This is a genomic window from Mycobacterium colombiense, from assembly GCF_001672755.1.
Lineage (GTDB): Bacteria > Actinomycetota > Actinomycetes > Mycobacteriales > Mycobacteriaceae > Mycobacterium > Mycobacterium colombiense_C.
The window spans coordinates 1-16,815 of record NZ_LZKI01000074.1; the positions used below are offsets into that span (position 1 = coordinate 1).

General features: G+C 67.3%; 19 protein-coding genes. 12 read left to right on the top strand and 7 right to left on the bottom strand.

Annotated features, from left to right (window positions below):
* Positions 1 to 1,078, bottom strand: a 1,078-nt coding sequence (locus tag A5708_RS10840) for an LON peptidase substrate-binding domain-containing protein (protein ID WP_196772602.1), incomplete at its 3' end; no start/stop codon positions are given.
* Between the two features lie 185 nt (positions 1,079 to 1,263).
* On the opposite strand from A5708_RS10840, the gene A5708_RS10845 reads away from it, so the two are divergent.
* Positions 1,264 to 2,055, top strand: coding sequence for an adenylate/guanylate cyclase domain-containing protein (locus tag A5708_RS10845; RefSeq protein ID WP_231117873.1), 792 nt, complete (start codon positions 1,264 to 1,266; stop codon positions 2,053 to 2,055).
* 13 nt (positions 2,056 to 2,068) lie between these two features.
* Here A5708_RS10845 and A5708_RS10850 read toward each other — a convergent pair whose 3' ends face one another.
* The gene (locus A5708_RS10850) at positions 2,069 to 2,296 is read right to left on the bottom strand and encodes a hypothetical protein (RefSeq protein ID WP_065028625.1); all 228 of its coding nucleotides are present in this window, start codon (positions 2,294 to 2,296) and stop codon (positions 2,069 to 2,071) included.
* Between the two features lie 95 nt (positions 2,297 to 2,391).
* A complete protein-coding gene (locus tag A5708_RS10855; protein ID WP_065028626.1) occupies positions 2,392 to 3,636 on the bottom strand; it encodes an alpha-hydroxy acid oxidase in 1,245 nt (414 codons plus the stop codon).
* Between the two features lie 18 nt (positions 3,637 to 3,654).
* Between A5708_RS10855 and A5708_RS10860 the strand changes: the two genes are divergently transcribed.
* The gene (locus tag A5708_RS10860) at positions 3,655 to 4,089 is read left to right on the top strand and encodes a DUF1810 domain-containing protein (protein ID WP_065028627.1); all 435 of its coding nucleotides are present in this window, start codon (positions 3,655 to 3,657) and stop codon (positions 4,087 to 4,089) included.
* Here A5708_RS10860 and A5708_RS10865 read toward each other — a convergent pair.
* The 3 genes from A5708_RS10865 to A5708_RS10875 are packed head-to-tail and all read right to left on the bottom strand — an operon-like array spanning position 4,086 to position 6,589.
* Entirely contained in the window at positions 4,086 to 5,414 is a 1,329-nt protein-coding gene (locus A5708_RS10865; protein WP_065028628.1) for an alpha-amylase family protein, read from the bottom strand. The two genes, A5708_RS10860 and A5708_RS10865, sit on opposite strands and share 4 nt — an antisense overlap.
* A gap of 10 nt (positions 5,415 to 5,424) precedes the next feature.
* On the bottom strand, positions 5,425 to 5,961 hold the full coding sequence (locus A5708_RS10870; protein WP_065028629.1) for an alkyl hydroperoxide reductase: 537 nt from the start codon (positions 5,959 to 5,961) through the stop codon (positions 5,425 to 5,427).
* 40 nt (positions 5,962 to 6,001) lie between these two features.
* Positions 6,002 to 6,589, bottom strand: coding sequence for a peroxiredoxin (locus tag A5708_RS10875; RefSeq protein WP_065028630.1), 588 nt, complete (start codon positions 6,587 to 6,589; stop codon positions 6,002 to 6,004).
* Between the two features lie 101 nt (positions 6,590 to 6,690).
* Here A5708_RS10875 and A5708_RS10880 point away from each other — a divergent pair, with 101 nt between their 5' ends.
* The 4 genes from A5708_RS10880 to A5708_RS10895 are packed head-to-tail and all read left to right on the top strand — an operon-like array spanning position 6,691 to position 9,575.
* Positions 6,691 to 7,626 (top strand): hydrogen peroxide-inducible genes activator, encoded by a 936-nt coding sequence (locus A5708_RS10880; RefSeq protein WP_065028631.1) that lies wholly within the window; start codon positions 6,691 to 6,693, stop codon positions 7,624 to 7,626.
* Positions 7,627 to 7,652: 26 nt separating this feature from the next.
* Positions 7,653 to 8,354: an EthD domain-containing protein gene (locus A5708_RS10885; RefSeq protein ID WP_065028632.1), complete on the top strand. Its 702-nt coding sequence runs from the start codon at positions 7,653 to 7,655 to the stop codon at positions 8,352 to 8,354.
* Between the two features lie 9 nt (positions 8,355 to 8,363).
* Positions 8,364 to 8,807, top strand: a complete 444-nt coding sequence (locus A5708_RS10890; protein WP_065028633.1) for a TIGR03618 family F420-dependent PPOX class oxidoreductase — start codon at positions 8,364 to 8,366, stop codon at positions 8,805 to 8,807.
* Between the two features lie 18 nt (positions 8,808 to 8,825).
* On the top strand, positions 8,826 to 9,575 hold the full coding sequence (locus tag A5708_RS10895) for an enoyl-CoA hydratase/isomerase family protein (RefSeq protein WP_065028634.1): 750 nt from the start codon (positions 8,826 to 8,828) through the stop codon (positions 9,573 to 9,575).
* Here the strand turns inward: A5708_RS10895 and A5708_RS10900 are convergent.
* Positions 9,572 to 9,757 (bottom strand): (2Fe-2S)-binding protein, encoded by a 186-nt coding sequence (locus A5708_RS10900; RefSeq protein WP_065028635.1) that lies wholly within the window; start codon positions 9,755 to 9,757, stop codon positions 9,572 to 9,574. The genes A5708_RS10895 and A5708_RS10900 overlap by 4 nt on opposite strands.
* A 339-nt stretch (positions 9,758 to 10,096) precedes the next feature.
* Here A5708_RS10900 and bfr point away from each other — a divergent pair, with 339 nt between their 5' ends.
* From bfr to A5708_RS10930, 6 genes are all read left to right on the top strand, one after another.
* Positions 10,097 to 10,576: a bacterioferritin gene (gene bfr / locus A5708_RS10905; protein WP_065028636.1), complete on the top strand. Its 480-nt coding sequence runs from the start codon at positions 10,097 to 10,099 to the stop codon at positions 10,574 to 10,576.
* 89 nt (positions 10,577 to 10,665) lie between these two features.
* Positions 10,666 to 12,738 carry an MDR family MFS transporter gene (locus A5708_RS10910; RefSeq protein WP_065028637.1) on the top strand — a complete coding sequence of 691 codons (2,073 nt, stop codon included), beginning with the start codon at positions 10,666 to 10,668 and terminating at the stop codon, positions 12,736 to 12,738.
* Positions 12,739 to 12,803: 65 nt separating this feature from the next.
* Positions 12,804 to 13,298, top strand: coding sequence for a carboxymuconolactone decarboxylase family protein (locus A5708_RS10915; RefSeq protein WP_064951408.1), 495 nt, complete (start codon positions 12,804 to 12,806; stop codon positions 13,296 to 13,298).
* Positions 13,299 to 13,404: 106 nt separating this feature from the next.
* A complete protein-coding gene (locus A5708_RS10920) occupies positions 13,405 to 14,286 on the top strand; it encodes a TIGR03854 family LLM class F420-dependent oxidoreductase (protein ID WP_065028638.1) in 882 nt (293 codons plus the stop codon).
* A 47-nt stretch (positions 14,287 to 14,333) separates the two neighbouring features.
* A complete protein-coding gene (locus tag A5708_RS10925; RefSeq protein WP_065028639.1) occupies positions 14,334 to 15,686 on the top strand; it encodes a glutamine synthetase family protein in 1,353 nt (450 codons plus the stop codon).
* 6 nt (positions 15,687 to 15,692) lie between these two features.
* Positions 15,693 to 16,805 (top strand): amidohydrolase family protein, encoded by a 1,113-nt coding sequence (locus A5708_RS10930; RefSeq protein WP_065028640.1) that lies wholly within the window; start codon positions 15,693 to 15,695, stop codon positions 16,803 to 16,805.
* Positions 16,806 to 16,815: the final 10 nt, after the last annotated feature.

Below are 16,815 nucleotides of genomic sequence, written 5' to 3' on the forward strand. Positions count from 1 at the left end.
CGCCCAGCGACGTCTTACCGACACCGGGAGGGCCGGCCAGCACCATCACCGCGCCGGAGCCGCGGCCGCCGACCACCTGCAGCCCGCGCTGCGCGCGACGCGCACGCACGGCCAGGTATTCGACGATGCGGTCCTTGACGTCGTCCAGCCCGTGGTGGTCGGCATCCAGGATCTCGCGCGCGGCCTTCAGGTCCGTCGAGTCCTCGCTCTTGACGTTCCAGGGCAGGTCGAGCACGGTGTCCAGCCAGGTGCGGATCCAGCCGCTTTCCGGGCTCTGATCGCTGGAGCGTTCCAGCTTGCCGACCTCGCGCAGCGCGGCCTCGCGCACCTTCTCGGGCAGCTCTGCCGCCTCCACGCGGGCGCGGTAGTCGTCCGAACCGTCGGGTTCGCCCTCGCCCAGTTCCTTGCGGATGGCGGCGAGCTGTTGGCGCAGCAGGAACTCCTTCTGCGTCTTCTCCATGCCCTCGCGCACGTCCTCGGCGATCTTGTCGCTGACCTCGACCTCGGCGAGATGGTCGCTGGTCCAATCGATCAGCACGCGCAACCGCTCGGCGACATCGACGGTCTCCAGCAGCTGCCGCTTCTGCGCGTTGGTCAGGTAGGACGCGTAACCGGAGGTGTCCGCCAGCGCCGACGGATCGGTCAGCCTGTTGACGTAATCGATGATCTCCCAGGCCTCGCGGCGTTGCAGCATGGCCAGCAGTAGCTTCTTGTACTCCGCCGTCATGGCCTTGATCTCGTCGGTCGTCTCGGCCTCGGGGACCTCGGTCACCTCGACCCACAGCGCCGCGCCGGGTCCGGACGCGCCCGCCCCGATCTGGGCCCTGCGCTCGCCGCGCACGACGGCCGCGGTGCCGCCGCCGGCGATGCGTCCGACCTGCAGGATCTTGGCGATCACGCCGTGCGAGGGATACCGGTCCTCGAGCCGGGGGGCGATCAGCAGCTGCCCCGATTCGCTCGCCTGAGCGGCGTCGATCGCCGCGCGGGCGGCGTCGTCCAGCGCGATCGGCACCACCATTCCGGGCAGCACGATGGTGTCAGTGACAAACAGCACCGGCACCGACTTGGCTTCAGCCATCGAATCCTCCAAAAGTTGAGTCTGTTGCGCTTAACCCAGCCGGGCGGCGGTTTGTTCCCGAGAGGGCCGTTCGCGCGTAACGAACGGAGACGACGAGCTGCGTGCTAGGTGACCAGGACAGGGCTCTGTTGAGAGCTGTCGCCGATGGGCATGCGGTGCGAAAATGAGGCATGCCGAATAGGCGCATGCCGCCACGTCCCGAGGGTGCGCAAACCAACGAAGAGGAATGGGCGCAATTCTTCGAACTATTCGGCCACGCCAGGATTCGGCGCGGGATTCGGCTCATCTCCAAGCTGCCGTCCGCCCCCCGGTGCGAAGCCTGCGGCAACCCGTTCGCCGGCGTCGGCGGCTGGCTGATGCGACGGATGGACAAGAGCCCGTCGCGCAAGAATCCGCGGTGGTGCAAGGTGTGCTTCGAGGCTGCGCCGCAGGGTGGCATGACGCTCACCATCGGCGTGCTCTTCGCCGATATCCGCAACTCAACCGCCCTCGCCGAGACGCTGCCACCGGACGAGATGGCCGAACGCCTCAATCGCTTCTACTCCGAGCTGACGCAGGTGATCGTCCAGCACGGGATCGTCGACAAGCTCATCGGTGACGAAGTGATGGGCCTCTACCTTCCGCCCCTCACACGTAACGGCCGCTACGTCGACGCGATGGTGAGCGACGCTCTCGCCATTCTGCGGACGCAAGGTCGCGACTCGTCGAAGGGCGCACGGCTCGAGGTGGGGATCGGCTTGGACGTCGGCCCCGCGTACGTCGGGATCGTCGGCGAGGGCGAGATCCGCGACTTCACCGCAATTGGCGACGTCGTGAACACCGCGTCGCGGCTGCAAAGCGTTGCGGCGGGCGGCGAGATCGTCATGCCCGAGACGGTCGCGCGCATCGCTGCCGTCGACGGGGGCGAGGTCGTCACGCTCGCCCTCAAGGGCAAAGCCGAACCCGTGGCGGCACGCCGGATCAGCGTCGCGAGCTAGCGCGTCCCGCTCGTCATCCCGTGATGGTCGCCACCATCGTGACCATGACCATCCCGAGCAAGATCAGGTAAGCGATCGCGTGGACTCGATCGGGGATCGGCCATCGAGCCAGCAGCGGCTTGGCGAGTGCGATCGTCGGCAACGACCCCGCCACCAGCGTCGCCACCGCGGCAAGACTGACGTACCCGACTTGGCCGGAGTTGGTCAACACCGGCGCGGCGAGCGAACACGGCGGCCACACTGGGCTACGACAATCCGGCGGGCTTTACCGCGATGTTCGTCAAACACATCGGCAGCACGCCGAAGTCATTTCGTAGCCGCTGAGCCGCGGCGCCGTCATCGAGACGGGTCGACTGGCCCCAGCCGCTTGAGCTGTGTGACGTGCTGCGGCGTCAGTTCTTCCAGACAGGTGACGCCGAGCAGTGCCATGGTCCGCAGAATCCCGCTCGCAAGGATCTCGATCGCGCGGCTCACCCCCGCCTCGCCGCCGGCCATCAGGCCGTACAGGTAGGCGCGCCCGACCAGCGTGCAGCGGGCACCCAGCGCGATCGCGGCGACGATGTCGGCGCCGGACATGATGCCCGTATCGACCAGGATCTCGGTGTGTTTGCCGAGTTCGCGCGCGACCGTGGGCAGCAGGTGAAAGGGGACCGGGGCCCGGTCCAATTGACGCCCACCATGATTGGACAACACGATGCCGTCGACGCCGCGGTCGACGACGGCGCGCGCATCCTCGAGTGTCTGAATCCCTTTCACGACGAGCTTGCCGGGCCACTGCGCCTTGATCCACTCCAGGTCGTCGAAGGTGAGGCTGGGGTCGAACATGGTGCTCAGGTACTCGGCGACGGTGCCCGGCCAGCGATCCAGCGACGCGAATGCCAGCGGCTCGGTGGTCAGCAGATCGAACCACCATCTCGGGTGCGGCACCGCGTCCAGCACGGTGCGCAGCGTCAGGGTGGGCGGGATCGTCATGCCGTTGCGGTTGTCCCGCAGCCGGGCGCCGGAGACGGGAACGTCGACGGTGGCCAGCAGTGTGTCGAATCCCGCGGCGGCGGCGCGCTTCACCAGCTCCATCGAGCGCTCGCGATCGCGCCACATGTAGAGCTGGAACCACTTTCGGCCCTGCGGGACGGCGGTCACCAGATCTTCGATCGCGCAGGTGCCGAGCGTGGACAGCGAGAACGGGATCCCCGCCCGGGCCGCCGCCTGCGCACCGGCGATCTCGCCCTCGGTCTGCATCAATCGGGTGAAACCGGTGGGCGCGATCGCGAACGGAAATACCACTGGCTGGCCCAGCACGTTCCAGCCGGCGGTGACTTGGGAGACGTCGCGCAGGATTGTGGGGTGAAACTCGATGTCGCGGAACGCTTGTCGCGCACGTTCGATGGACAACTCGTCTTCGGCGGCGCCGTCGGTGTAGTCGAACGCCGCCTTGGGGGTGCGGCGTTTGGCGATGGCCCGCAGATCCTCGATGGTGTAGGCGGCGTCGAGGCGGCGCCTGGTCGCGTTGAGCCGAGGCCGCTTGAATTGCAGCAGCGGCGCCAGGTCGCGCACTTTGGGCACTCGTCGTTGGACCGCCATATGTGCAACCGTAGTCACATGGAATCGGCAGGCGACCCCTTCGATCTGAACCGCTTCGTCACGGCACAGGCTCCGGTCTACGGCCAGGTCGTGGGGGAACTGCGGGACGGGCGGAAGCGCAGCCACTGGATGTGGTTCGTCTTTCCGCAACTGCGCGGCCTGGGCGGCAGCCCGACCGCCGTGCGTTATGGCATCGTTTCGCTGGACGAGGCCCGCGCCTATCTGAGCCACGACCTGCTCGGGCCGCGATTGCGCGAATGCACCCAACTGGTCAACGAGATCCAGGGCCGCTCGGTCACGCAGATCTTCGGCTCGCCCGACGACCTCAAGTTGCGTTCGTCGATGACGCTCTTCGCCCTGGCCACCGAGGAGGACCACGACTTCGTCGCGCTGCTCGACAAGTACTACGCCGGCGAGCAGGACTCGGTCACGCTGGCGCGGCTGCAGGACTAAACGGGCTGCAGGATCCGCCAGCCCCGGGCCTCGACGATGACGGTCTCGACGACGTCGGACGGTGGTGCCGCCGATCCGCCGATCACCTGCGCGCGTGCCGTACCCAGCTTCGGCAACGACACGCGCAGCGGCTCGTCGTCGATGTTGAGCACCACCAACAGCGCATCGCCGCCGTTGGCGGTCTCGTACACATAGTGCCGGTTTTCCAGCAACCGCGCGGTGGTGGACGCCGCGTGCAGCCAGGGGTAGCGGCGACGCAACCCGATCAGATACTGGTGCAACCGCCAGGTATCGACGCCGAAGTCATCCAGTTGCAGTGGGGGAGAGCCGAACTCGGGGCGTACCGCGTCGTCGCCGCCGTATCGTTCTTCTTTGACACCCCGCAAGCCGAGCTCGTCGCCGGCGTACACGCTGGGCACGCCGCCGATAGTCAGCAGCAGCACCAGCGCGTGGGCCACGTGCTCGGGGGTGTCCAGCCGGCTGACGATGCGGGTGACGTCGTGGTTGCCGATGAACGTCAGCGGCGCGAAGCCGGTCAGAAAGTCGTTGTGGCGCTGCAGCGCCCAATCGAGTTCGAAGAAGTTGCCGTCGTTGAGGCTGCTCCAGATCGCCTTCCACAGCTCGTATTGGGTTGCCGAGTCGAAGGTGGCGGCTTGCACGACGGCGGCGTAGTCGCCGTGGATGAGCTCGCCGACGAACCAGGCATCCGGGTAGCGCTCGCGCACCCGCGGCAGTGTCGAGGCCCAGAAGTGTTGCGGCACAGCGTAAGCCGCATCGAGTCGCCAGCCGTCGGCGCCGCGCCCCAACCAGTGCCCCATCACGTCGACGGTGTAGTCGACGACCTCGGGGTTGTCGTGGTTCAGGGTGATCAGCCCGGAGTGGCCCTCGAAGGTGTGGAAGCGGCCAGGGCGCCCGCGAAACCAGCGCGCGGCCGCGTCATCGTCGGCCGCCGCGCGATAGCGTGCGAAATCCTCCCCGACGTGATTGAACACGCCGTCGAGCAGCACGCGTAGGCCGCGGCCATGCGCCTCGGCCACCAGGTGATCGAAGTCGGCGTCATCACCCAGCCGGGGATCGATGCGGTAATGGTCGGTGGTGTCGTAACCGTGTGTGCGCGAGGCGAAGATGGGTCCCAGCGCGATGCCGGATGCCCCGAGTTCGATGGCATGGTCCAGCCAGTCGACGAGCCGCCGCAGCCGGTGTTCGTCCGGTTGCGGCGGCTCGTGTGGCTGCGGTGCGGGGAAGGCTCCCACGAACCCCAGCGGGTAGACCTGCCACCAGATGGCGTGCTGGACCCAGGCGGGTCCCGTCACGGCACTGGACACGGCGGCGCGATCAGCCGGCGGTCGCCAGCGTCTGGGAGGCGATAATCGCTTGTGCCACGCCGGAAATGATCGCCGCGGCCTTCAACGCCTCCTGGATGGTTTCCCGGCTGACGCCGGCTTCGCGCAGCGTGTGCTCGTGGGCGGCCACGCAGTCCGGGCATCCGTTGATCGACGACACCGCGAACGACCACAGTTCGAAGTTCACCTTCTCCACGCCGGGATTGGCGATGATGTTCATCCGCAATCCCGCACGCAGGTCGTCGTACTTGCCGTCCAGGAAGCCGCGGCCACGGTAGAACACGTTGTTCATGCCCATGATCGAGGCGGCTCCCAGCGCCGCGTTGTATGCCTCGGCGGACAGGATATCGGCCGCCTCGGCCCCAATCTCGGTGAGCACCTGCGTGTTCCGGGTCGCTGCGGCGCTAGCCAGCAGCGTGCCCCACAGCTGCTCCTCGTTGAGCTCGGTGGTGCGGGTGATGGAGCCCAGGTTGAGCTTGAGGTCCTTGGCGTACTCCGGTAGCGCTTCTTTGAGGTTTTCGACGCTCATCTCGCCTCCTAATCAGGCCTTGTACCCGTCCCGGCGGGAATTAAGCCGACTGCTTGAGCAGCTCGGTGGCGTCCAGCGTCGGGTCACCCTTGCGCCAGTTGCAGGCGCACAGCTCGTCGGACTGCAGTGCGTCCAGGACGCGCAGCACCTCTTCGACGTTGCGGCCCACGGAACCCGCGGTGACCGAAACGAATTGGATCTCGTTGTTGGGGTCGACGAGGAAGGTCGCCCGGTCGGCCACGCCCTCGGCGTTGAGCACACCGGTGGCCAGGCTGAGCTCCCGCTTGATGTCCGAGAGCATCGGGAAGGGCAGCTTCTTCAGGTCCTCGTGCTGCGCGCGCCAGTTGAAGTGCACGAACTCGCTGTCGATCGAGACGCCCAGCACCTGCGCGTCGCGGTCTTCGAACTCGTCGTTGAGCTTGCCGAACGTGGCAATCTCGGTCGGGCACACGAAGGTGAAGTCCTTCGGCCAGAAGAACACCACGCGCCACTTGCCGGCGTGATCCTCGTTGGTGATGGTGGTGAAGTAGTCCTCGGGCTGCTGGGCGTCGACCTTGGACAGATCGCCCGCGATCAACGCAGTGAGCTCGTAGGCGGGGAACTGGTCGCCGATGGTCAGCAGAGGCATGTCGCTCCTTGTCTGGATTTACTCAAGATTAGCTTTCCTCCACCATGCTGCCGCGTACGCTAGTTGAAGTAAAGGTGATATTTCCCACTAGGCTTATAGGTATGACCGATAAGAGTTATCAGCCCACTATCGCCGGCTTGCGCGCTTTTGCCGCGGTCGCCGAGAAGCGCCAATTCAGCAGCGCTGCAACGTCTCTCGGCGTTAGCCAGTCGACGTTGTCGCAGGCGCTGGCGGCGCTGGAAGCGGGCCTGGGCACCCAGCTGGTTGAGCGCTCAACCCGGCGTGTCTTCTTGACAACGGAGGGCGCCCAACTGCTGCCGCACGCCCAGGCCGTCGTCGAGGCGGCGGACGCATTCAGCGCCGCGGCCGCGGGCTCGTCGGACCCGCTGCGGGCCGGCATTCGGCTGGGGCTGATACCCACGGTGGCGCCCTACGTGCTGCCGACCGTGTTGGCCGGCGTCGCCCAGGAGCTGCCGGGGCTGACGCTGCGGGTGACCGAAGACCAAACCGAGCGGCTGTTGGCGGTGTTGCGGGAGGGTGCATTGGACGCGGCCCTGATCGCCCTGCCCGCCGAGGGCGCCGGCGTCACCGCGATCCCGATCTACGACGAGGATTTCGTGCTCGCCCTGCCCCCGGACCATCCGCTGGCGGGCAGGCGCCGGGTACCGGCCACCGCACTGGCCGACCTGCCGCTGCTGTTGCTGGATGAGGGGCACTGCCTGCGCGATCAGGCGCTCGACGTCTGCCACAAGGCGGGTGTGCGCGCGGAGGTGGCCAACACCCGGGCCGCGTCGCTGGCGACCGCCGTGCAATGTGTGACCGGCGGCCTGGGCGTCACGCTCATTCCCCAGACCGCGGTGCCGGTGGAGGCGTCCCGAAGCCGCCTGGGTCTCGCGCAGTTCGCCGCACCGCGCCCGGGCCGGCGGATCGGTCTGGTTTTCCGCTCGTCGAGCGGACGCGACGAGTCCTATCGTTGGCTGGCCGGCCTCATCGGCACGTTGATCAGCAGCCAGCACCAGGTGCGGCTGGTCAAATAGCCGGCCGGCGACTGTAAGTTCTGCGTATGGAGAAGGTCATCGCCGTCCTGATGCGCGCGGAGCCGGATGACGCCTGGTGCGCCCGGCAGCGAGGTCACGTCGCCGACGCGCTGCTGCAACTGGGCATCGCCGGGCTGCAGATGAACGTTCGCGACAGCACCGTGCGTGACTCGCTGATGACGTTGACGACTATGGACCCGCCGGTGGCCGCGGTGGTGAGCATGTGGACCCAGCAGTGCTACGGCGACCAGACGGCGGCGGCACTTAAATTTCTCGCCCAGGAATGTGAGCAGTTGGCCGCTTACCTGGTGACCGAGTCGGTCCCGTTGATTCCACCCGCCGTCGAACCCGGTTCTCGCACACCGGGTTTGGCTAACATCGCACTGCTGCGCCGTCCCGCCGACATGGACCAGACAACCTGGCTGAACCGTTGGCAACGCGACCATACTTCGGTGGCCATCGACACGCAGTCGACGTTCGGCTACACCCAGAATTGGGTGGTACGGGCGCTGACCGCGAATGCGCCGGGAATCGCGGGCATCGTCGAGGAGTTGTTCCCGATCGAGGCCATCACCGACCTCCACGCGTTCTTCGGAGCCGCCGATGACAAGGACCTACAGGACCGGCTGGGCCGGATGGTCGCCAGCACAACCGCATTCGGTGCCAACGAGAACATCGATACGGTGCCGACGAGCCGTTACGTGTTCGAGACACCTTTCCGAGAATGAGGACCACCCATGACAACACTCGACGAGGCAGTGGCACTGGCCAAGGGAGAAAGCGGACTGGCGGTGATCTCCACGGTTCGTGCCGACGGAACAGTGCAGGCCTCGCTGGTCAACGTGGGCCTGTTGCCGCACCCGGCGAATGGCCGACAGGTCCTGGGCTTTACCACCTACGGCCGGGTCAAGCTGGCCAACCTGCGCGACCGGCCGCAGCTTGCCGTGACCTTCCGCAACGGGTGGCAGTGGGCAACAGTCGAGGGCGGCGCGGAGCTGGTCGGCCCCGACGACTCCCGGCCCTGGCTGACGGACGCGGATCAGTTGCGACTGCTGCTGCGCGACGTGTTCACCGCTGCGGGCGGCACCCACGACAACTGGGACGAGTACGACCGGGTAATGGCCACCGAGCGCCGCGCCGTGGTGCTCATCGCCCCAACCCGCGTCTACAGCAACGGCTAGCCTCGCTAGGCTGCTCGCGTGACGCTGCAGATCGATGACCAGAACCGGGTACGCACCCTCACGCTGAACCGGCCCGAGGCGCTGAACGCGTTCAACGAAGCCCTCTACGACGCCACTGCCGAGGCGCTGTTGGCCGCCGCCGAAGATCCCGAGGTGGCGGTCGTGCTGCTGACCGGCGCGGGGCGCGGTTTCAGCGCAGGCACCGACCTGGCCGAGATGCAGGCCCGCATCACCGATCCCGACTTCGCCCCGGGCAAGCACGGCTTCATCGGGCTGATCAATGCGCTCAGCGCGTTTCCGAAGCCCCTGATCTGCGCGGTGAACGGCGTGGGCGTCGGGATCGGCGCCACCATTCTCGGCTATGCCGATCTGGCGTTCATGTCGTCGACCGCCCGGCTGAAGTGCCCGTTCACCAGCCTGGGCGTGGCGCCGGAAGCGGCGTCGTCATATCTACTGCCGCAGCTGGTGGGCCGGCAGAACGCGGCCTGGCTGTTGATGTCATCGGAATGGGTGGGCGCCGACGAGGCGCTGCGGATGGGCCTGGTCTGGCGTGTCTGCGAACCGGACGAGCTGTTGTCACAGGCCCGTCAACACGCGGAAGTCCTTGCCTCCCGGCCGATTTCGAGCCTGATGGCTGTCAAGCACACCATGATGGAACCCGTCCGCCCGGAGATCGTGGCGGCCACCGCCCGAGAAAACGCGCACTTCGCCGAACTTATGGGCGCCCAAGCCAACGCGGCGGCCCTGGCCGACTTCAACAAACGCTAGATCGACGGAGCCGGTTCCAGCTTCGCCTGGGCGGCGAGGATCGCGCGCAACGTGCGCCGGCAGCGGCCGCAGTCGCCGCCGGCGCCGCACGCGGCGGCGATCTCTTTGGAGGTCGATGCGCCCTGTGCGACGACGTCGCACACCGTCTGGTTGGTTGCCCCAACACAGAGGCACACGTACATCAGCGCACCTCCTGCACGTCGGAATCCCCTTCGTCGAGAGTTCTGTCCAGCGTCTGCGATTCGTCCCCGACTCCGGCGTTCCGAGTCATCGGGCACTCTGGCGATGAGGCCGAATGCGCATGCAGCTTATTAGCAGAGTCTAACCTAAGTTCGTAAGCGCAGTCTAACCTAACCAAGGGGCGACTTACTTCACTCTTGACGTCACTGAGTGCAGCCAAACCTTGCTGGAACATTCCAAGCGGCCGTGGCAAAGTGCAGCTACAGCCCAGGTTTGCGTGCTCCAGCCCAGCGCGCCCGCCACGGCCACACACGCCAGCCGCTCACACCATAGGAGTGACAATGCAAGGGGATCCGGAAGTTTTGCGTCTGCTCAACGAGCAGTTGACCAGCGAGCTCACCGCGATCAACCAATACTTCCTGCACTCCAAGATGCAGGACAACTGGGGTTTCACCGAGTTAGCTGAGCACACCCGGGCCGAGTCCTTCGACGAGATGCGACACGCCGAGGCGATCACCGACCGCATTCTGTTGCTCGACGGGTTGCCGAACTATCAGCGGCTCTTCTCGCTGCGCATCGGCCAGACGCTGCGCGAGCAGTTCGAGGCCGACCTGGCGATCGAACACGAGGTGATGGATCGGCTCAAGCCGGCGATCATCCTGTGCCGGGAAAAGCAGGACTCCACCACCGCGAACCTCTTCGAGGAGATCGTCGCCGACGAGGAAAAGCACATCGACTACCTCGAGACCCAACTCGAGTTGATGGACAAACTGGGCGTGGAGCTGTACTCGGCGCAGTGCGTGTCGCGGCCACCCAGCTGACTCTCGGGCGCCGCCTGACGCGGAAGGTTTTGGTTGCCACCGGTTGACCGTGGGCACTCATTACCATCAAACGTCGTGGGAAGGCAGGCATGACGAGGGCGACGCCAGCATCGGCTCCGGCCGGCCACGCTCCGGATTCGCGACCCGACAATGTCGCGGTCGACGCGCAGCGACGCAATTTCATCTTCGTGGCGATCCTGCTCGGCATGCTGATGGCCGCACTGGACCAGACGATCGTGGCGACCGCGTTGCCGACCATCGTCGCCAATCTCGGTGGCGCAGGCCATCAATCGTGGGTGGTCACCAGCTACCTCCTCGCGTCGACCATCATCACCGCCCTCGTCGGCAAGTTCGGTGACCTGTTCGGCCGCAAGCGGGTGTTCCAGGCGGCCGTCGTGTTCTTCGTCGCCGGATCCGTGCTGTGCGGGCTCTCGAGTTCGATGGGCATGCTGGTCGCGTCGCGCGCACTGCAGGGCATTGGCGGCGGCGGGCTCATGGTGACCGCCATGGCCCTGATCGGCGAGGTGATCCCGCTGCGGGACCGGGGCCGCTACCAAGGGGCGATGGGAGCGGTGTTCGGTGTCACCACCGTGATCGGCCCCTTGCTCGGCGGCTACTTCACCGACCACTTCACCTGGCGGTGGGCCTTCTGGATCAACGTGCCGATCTCGGTCGTGGTCTTCTTCGTCGCGGCCGCCGCCATCCCGGCGCTGACCGAACGCACCAAACCGGTCATCGACTACACCGGGATCCTGTTCGTCGGCGTGGGAGCCGCCGGCCTGACACTGGCCACCAGTTGGGGCGGGACCACCTATCCCTGGGGATCGCCGATGATCATCGGCCTGTTCGTCGGCTCGGTGATCGCGTTGTGCCTCTTCGCTTGGGTGGAAAGTCGCGCCGCCGAGCCGATCCTGCCGATCCGGCTGTTTCGGAGTTCGGTGTTCACGGTCTGCTGTGTGCTGTCTTTCGTGGTCGGGTTCGCGATGCTGGGCGCCCTGACGTTCCTGCCGACGTACATGCAATTCGTCGACGGGGTCTCGGCCACCACGTCGGGCCTGCGCACGCTGCCGATGGTGCTGGGGATGCTGACCACCTCGATGGGCAGTGGGGTGATCGTCGGGCGCACGGGCAGATACAAAGTCTTTCCCATCGCCGGCACCGCCGTCATGGCGGCGGCATTCTTTCTGATGTCGCGGATGGACCCGTCGACATCCGCTGTCGTCCAATCGTTGTTCCTTGTCATCCTCGGCGCCGGGATCGGGATGTGCATGCAGACCCTGGTCCTGATCGTGCAGAACACTTCGAGCTTCGACGACCTCGGCGTCGCGACCTCCGGCGTCACCTTCTTCCGCACGATCGGCAGCTCGTTCGGAGCCGCCATCTTCGGTTCGCTGTTCACGAACTTTCTGCACAGCCGGATCGGCCCGGCGTTGGCGGCCGGCCACGCGCCGGCAGCGGCCGCCGCGTCGCCGGAGGCGCTACACCGGCTGCCCCACCAGGCGGCCGCCCCGATCGTCGCCGCCTACGCCGACTCGCTCACCCAGGTTTTCCTCTGGGCGGTCCCGGTGGCACTGGTGGGTTTCGTGCTGGCGTTGTTCCTGCGCGAGGTCCCGCTCCAGGAATTCCACGACAGCACAGTCGATCTCGGCGATGCGTTCGGAATGCCGACCAGCGAGACGCCCGACCAGATGCTGGAGAATGCGATCGCGCGGATGATGCGCGGCGAAACCGGAATGCGGTTGCGCAGCATCGCGATGCGACCCGACTGCCGACTCGACGTCGCCGGGCTGTGGGGAGTCCTGCGGATCAATCGGTACACACAGATGTACGGGGCCGCCCGGCTCACCGACATGGCCGACTATCTACGGGTGCCGTTCGAGATTCTCGAGCCTACCTTCGCCCGCCTGGTGTCCGGCGGCTACGCGCAGCGCGACGGCGAGCAGATGTGGCTCACGCCGGCCGGGGGACAACAAGTCGCCTACGTCCAGTCGCTGCTGTTGAGTTGGCTCGTGGACAAGCTCGCCCGGTCACCGGGTTTCGCGGGGCGCCCGGACCGCCGCGCGGTCGAGGCCGCGCTGGAACGCGTCGCGCATCGCGTTCTGGCCCAACGTGATTGGGATGACGAGCAGCCCACCATGGCGATCCCCTCAGCCGCTCGTTAGCCGCCACCCATCCGCATTCGCCGACATCCCCGACCGGGGTCCGGACGCGGGCGTACCATCACGCCATGAGCCGAATCGGAACATTTGCTGACGACGACCTGGCCGGCTGGTTTGCGAAGTCTCCGGACATCGGCGGCGCCCTGGGCGGCTTCAGCCAGGCGGTCTACACCAAGAACCGGTTGCCGTTGCGCACCCGCGAACTGGCCCGGGCCGTGATCGCCCACCGCAACGAATGCGTCGTCTGCGTCAACACCCGCGACGAAGACGGACCCGCCGCCGGCGTCGACGAGGAGTTGTACGACCACGTCCACGAATGGCGCACCTGGCCCGGTTACAGCGACCAGGAGCGGCTGGCCGCCGAGTTCGCAGACCGCTTCGCCACCGACCACACCGCCCTGCGCGACGACGAAGACTTCTGGAGCCGTTGCGCGGAACACTTCTCCGACGAGTTGCTGGCCGACCTGGCCCTGTCCTGCGCGTTGTGGGTCGGCATGGGTCGAGTGCTGCGGACCCTCGACATCGGCCAGGCCTGCAAGCTCACCATCCCCAGCCGCGGCTAGCGTTCTGCCGTCTGGGCCGGGCAGCCGGCGATGACGCGCGCCCCGGGCACAAATGACGCCGCAGTGATGTTGCGGTGTGGGTGAGAGAACTCAGCGGGAGGCGCCGATGAAGATTCGCTTCGGCGTCGGGCTGGGCGCCGACACCGCACCGAACCACCTGGCCGAGATCGTCGATCAACTCGAGGCCGGCGGGGTGGACTCGCTGTGGTTTTCCGAACTGGTGTATTCGCCGGCGGTCGATCCGGTGGTCGGCATGGCATATGCGCTCGCGCGGACGACCCGGCTGAAGGTGGGCACGTCGGTTGCCGTGCTGCCGGGACGGCATCCGGTGCTGGTGGCAAAGCAGTTGGCGTCCTTGGCGGCCGTCGCGCCCAAGCGGGTGCTGCCCGTCTTCGGTCTGCGCTCGGCGATACCGGCCGAACGCGAGGTGTTCGTGGTCCCCGACGGCGAGCGCGCGGCGGTGTTCGACGAGTCGCTGCGGCTGCTGCGGGCGGCGCTGGTCGAGGAGTCGGCGACGTTCAGCGGCCGGTATTTCAGCGTCACCGACGTGGCCGTCGCCCCGAGACCGGCACCGCCGCTGGACATCTGGGTGGGCGGTTCGGCGCCGGCGGCGTTTCGGCGCATCGGTGCGCTGGGCGACGGCTGGCTGGGCAGCTTCCTCACCCCGGCAGAGGCGCGGGCCGGGCGCGAGGCGATCGAGCGGGCCGCCGCGGCCGCCGGCCGCAGCATCGAACCCGACCACTTCGGCATCTCGCTGGCAGTCGCCGACGGGCAATTGCCCGCCGAGCTGGCCGCGGCGGTGCGCCGGCGGCGCCCGGACCGCGACCCCGGCGAGCTGATCGCCGCGGGGTGGGCTCAGCTGCATCGACAACTCGACGCCTACATCGAGGCGGGATTGACGAAATTCGTCATCCGCCCGGTGGGCAAGGCGCCGGTGGACGGCTTTATCGATCGATTCGTCACCGAATTGGTCGCCCGGCAGAACTGAGCGCCGGTTACGCCCACGGCGAGATCCGAGGTTGGGAGAATGAAGCCATGACCGGCACACCGCTTGCCGCCGCGGCCATCGCCCAACTGGAGGGCGAGGGCGTCGACACGGTCATCGGCACCGTGGTGAATCCCGCCGGGCTCACCCTGGCCAAAACTGTGCCGATCAGGCGAACCAACACGTTCGCGGATCCCGGCTTGGGGGCCAGCCCGTCCTGGCACGCATTCGCCATCGATCAGACCGGCATCGCCTTCACCGCCGATGTGGGCGTGGTGGGGGACCAGCGTCTACGCATCGATCTGTCCGCGTTGCGGATCGTCGGCGACGGTCTGGCGTGGGCGCCCGCCGCGTTTTTCTCTCAGGACGGCACGCCGGTTCCGACCTGCAGCCGGGGAACGTTGCGACGTCTGGAGGCCGCACTCACCGAAGCCGGGATCGAGGCCGCGATCGGGCACGAGATCGAGTTCCTCCTGGTCGGACCGGACGGCGACCGGCTGCCGTCGACGTTGTGGGCGCAGTACGGCCTGGCCGGCGTGCTGGAGCACGAAGCGTTCGTGCGCGACGTGATCGGGTCGGCGACCGGTGCCGGCATCGCGATCGAACAGTTCCACCCCGAATACGGCGCCAACCAGTTCGAGATCTCGCTGTCACCACAGACCCCGGTGGCCGCCGCCGATCAGCTGATCCTGATGCGGCTCCTCATCGGCCGCGCGGCCCGCCGCCACGGGCTGCGCATCAGCCTGTCGCCCGCGCCGTTCGCCGATGGTGTCGGATCCGGTGCCCACCAACACTTTTCGCTGACGACGTCGGAGGGCCCGCTGTTCTCCGACGGCCGCGAAACCCACGGCATGACGGAGGCGGGGGAGAGCGCGATAGCGGGCGTGGTCCGCGGCCTGCCGGAGGCCCAGGGCGTGTTGTGCGGGTCCATCGTCTCCGGCCTGCGGCTGCGCCCTGGCAATTGGGCCGGCGCCTACGCGTGCTGGGGCACCGAAAACCGCGAGGCCGCGGTAAGATTCGTGGTCGGCGGCTCGGGAAGTCCGCGCGGCGGCAATGTCGAGGTGAAGATCGTCGACCCGTCGGCGAACCCGTACCTCGCCTCGGCCGCCATCCTCGGCCTGGCCCTGGACGGCATCAAGTGCCAGGTGGCGCTGCCACCGGAGATCACGGTCGACCCGGCCGTCCTGTCCGATTCCGATCGCGAGCGCGACGGCATCGTACGCCTGACCAGTTCGCAGACCGAAGCGATTGCGGCACTTGATGGTTCAGAGGCGATGCGCCGGGTCCTCGGCGATCCGGCGGTCGACATGGTGGTCGCGGTTCGCCGCCTGGAACGGGAGCGCTACGGCGACCTGACGCCCGAGCAGCTGGCGGACAAATTCCGCATGGCCTGGAGCCTGTGACTATTTATGGTCTCCGACACCCGCGCCCTGGCCCAGCAGATCGGCGCAGTGGCGCTGGTCGATCAGCATGTCCACGGTTGCTGGCTGACGCCCGGAGATCGGCAGCGATTCGAGAACGCGCTCAACGAGGCCAACAGCGATCCCATCAATTACTCGGGCTTCGACTCGCAACTCGGATTCGCGGTGCGCGCGCATTGCGCCCCCGTCCTGGGGCTGCCCGAACACGCCGATCCGCAGGCCTATTGGGAGCGGCGCAGCCAATTCCAGGAGGAGGAGCTGGCGCGGCTGTTCCTGGCGGCCGCCGGCGTGAGTGACTGGCTGGTGGACACCGGGATCGGCAGCGGGGGTATCGCCGGGGTTGCGGACATGGCCCGGCTGTCCGGAGCTCGCGCGCGTGAGGTCGTCCGTCTCGAGGAGGTGGCCGAGCAGGCCGCGAAGGCGCCGGGTGACTACGTCGCGGCGTTTGAGGAGATCCTGCATCGGCGCGCCGCCGGCGCGGTCGGCACCAAATCGATTCTGGCCTACCGCGGCGGGTTTGACGGCGACCTGAGCGACCCGTCGACGGCGGAGGTCGCCGAGGCCGCCGGTCGCTGGCGTGAGCGCGGCGGTACCCGATTGCAGGACAGGGTCCTGCTGCGGTTCGGTTTGCACCAGGCGCTGCGACTGGGCAGGCCGCTGCAGTTGCACGTCGGGTTCGGCGACCGTGATTGCGACCTACGCAAGGCCAATCCGCTGCTGCTGGTTGACTTTCTGCGCGACACGGCGGACGTCCCGATCGTCCTGCTGCACTGCTATCCCTACGAGCGCGAGGCCGGCTATCTGGCCCAGGCGTTCAACAACGTGTATCTCGACGGCGGTTTGAGCGTCAACCACCTGGGGGCGCGGTCGCCGGCCTTCCTTGCTCGATTGCTGGAGATGGCGCCCTTTTCCAAGATCCTCTATTCGTCAGACGGATTCGGCCCGGCAGAACTGCACTTTCTCGGCGCGGTCCTGTGGCGCAGGGGCATTGATCGGGTGCTACACGAGTTCGTGGAGCGCGGCGACTGGAGCGAGGCGGACGCCATCCGGGTGGTCGATTTGATCGCCCGCGAGAACGCCAGGCGCGTCTACCGCGTTTGACCCCCGGTGA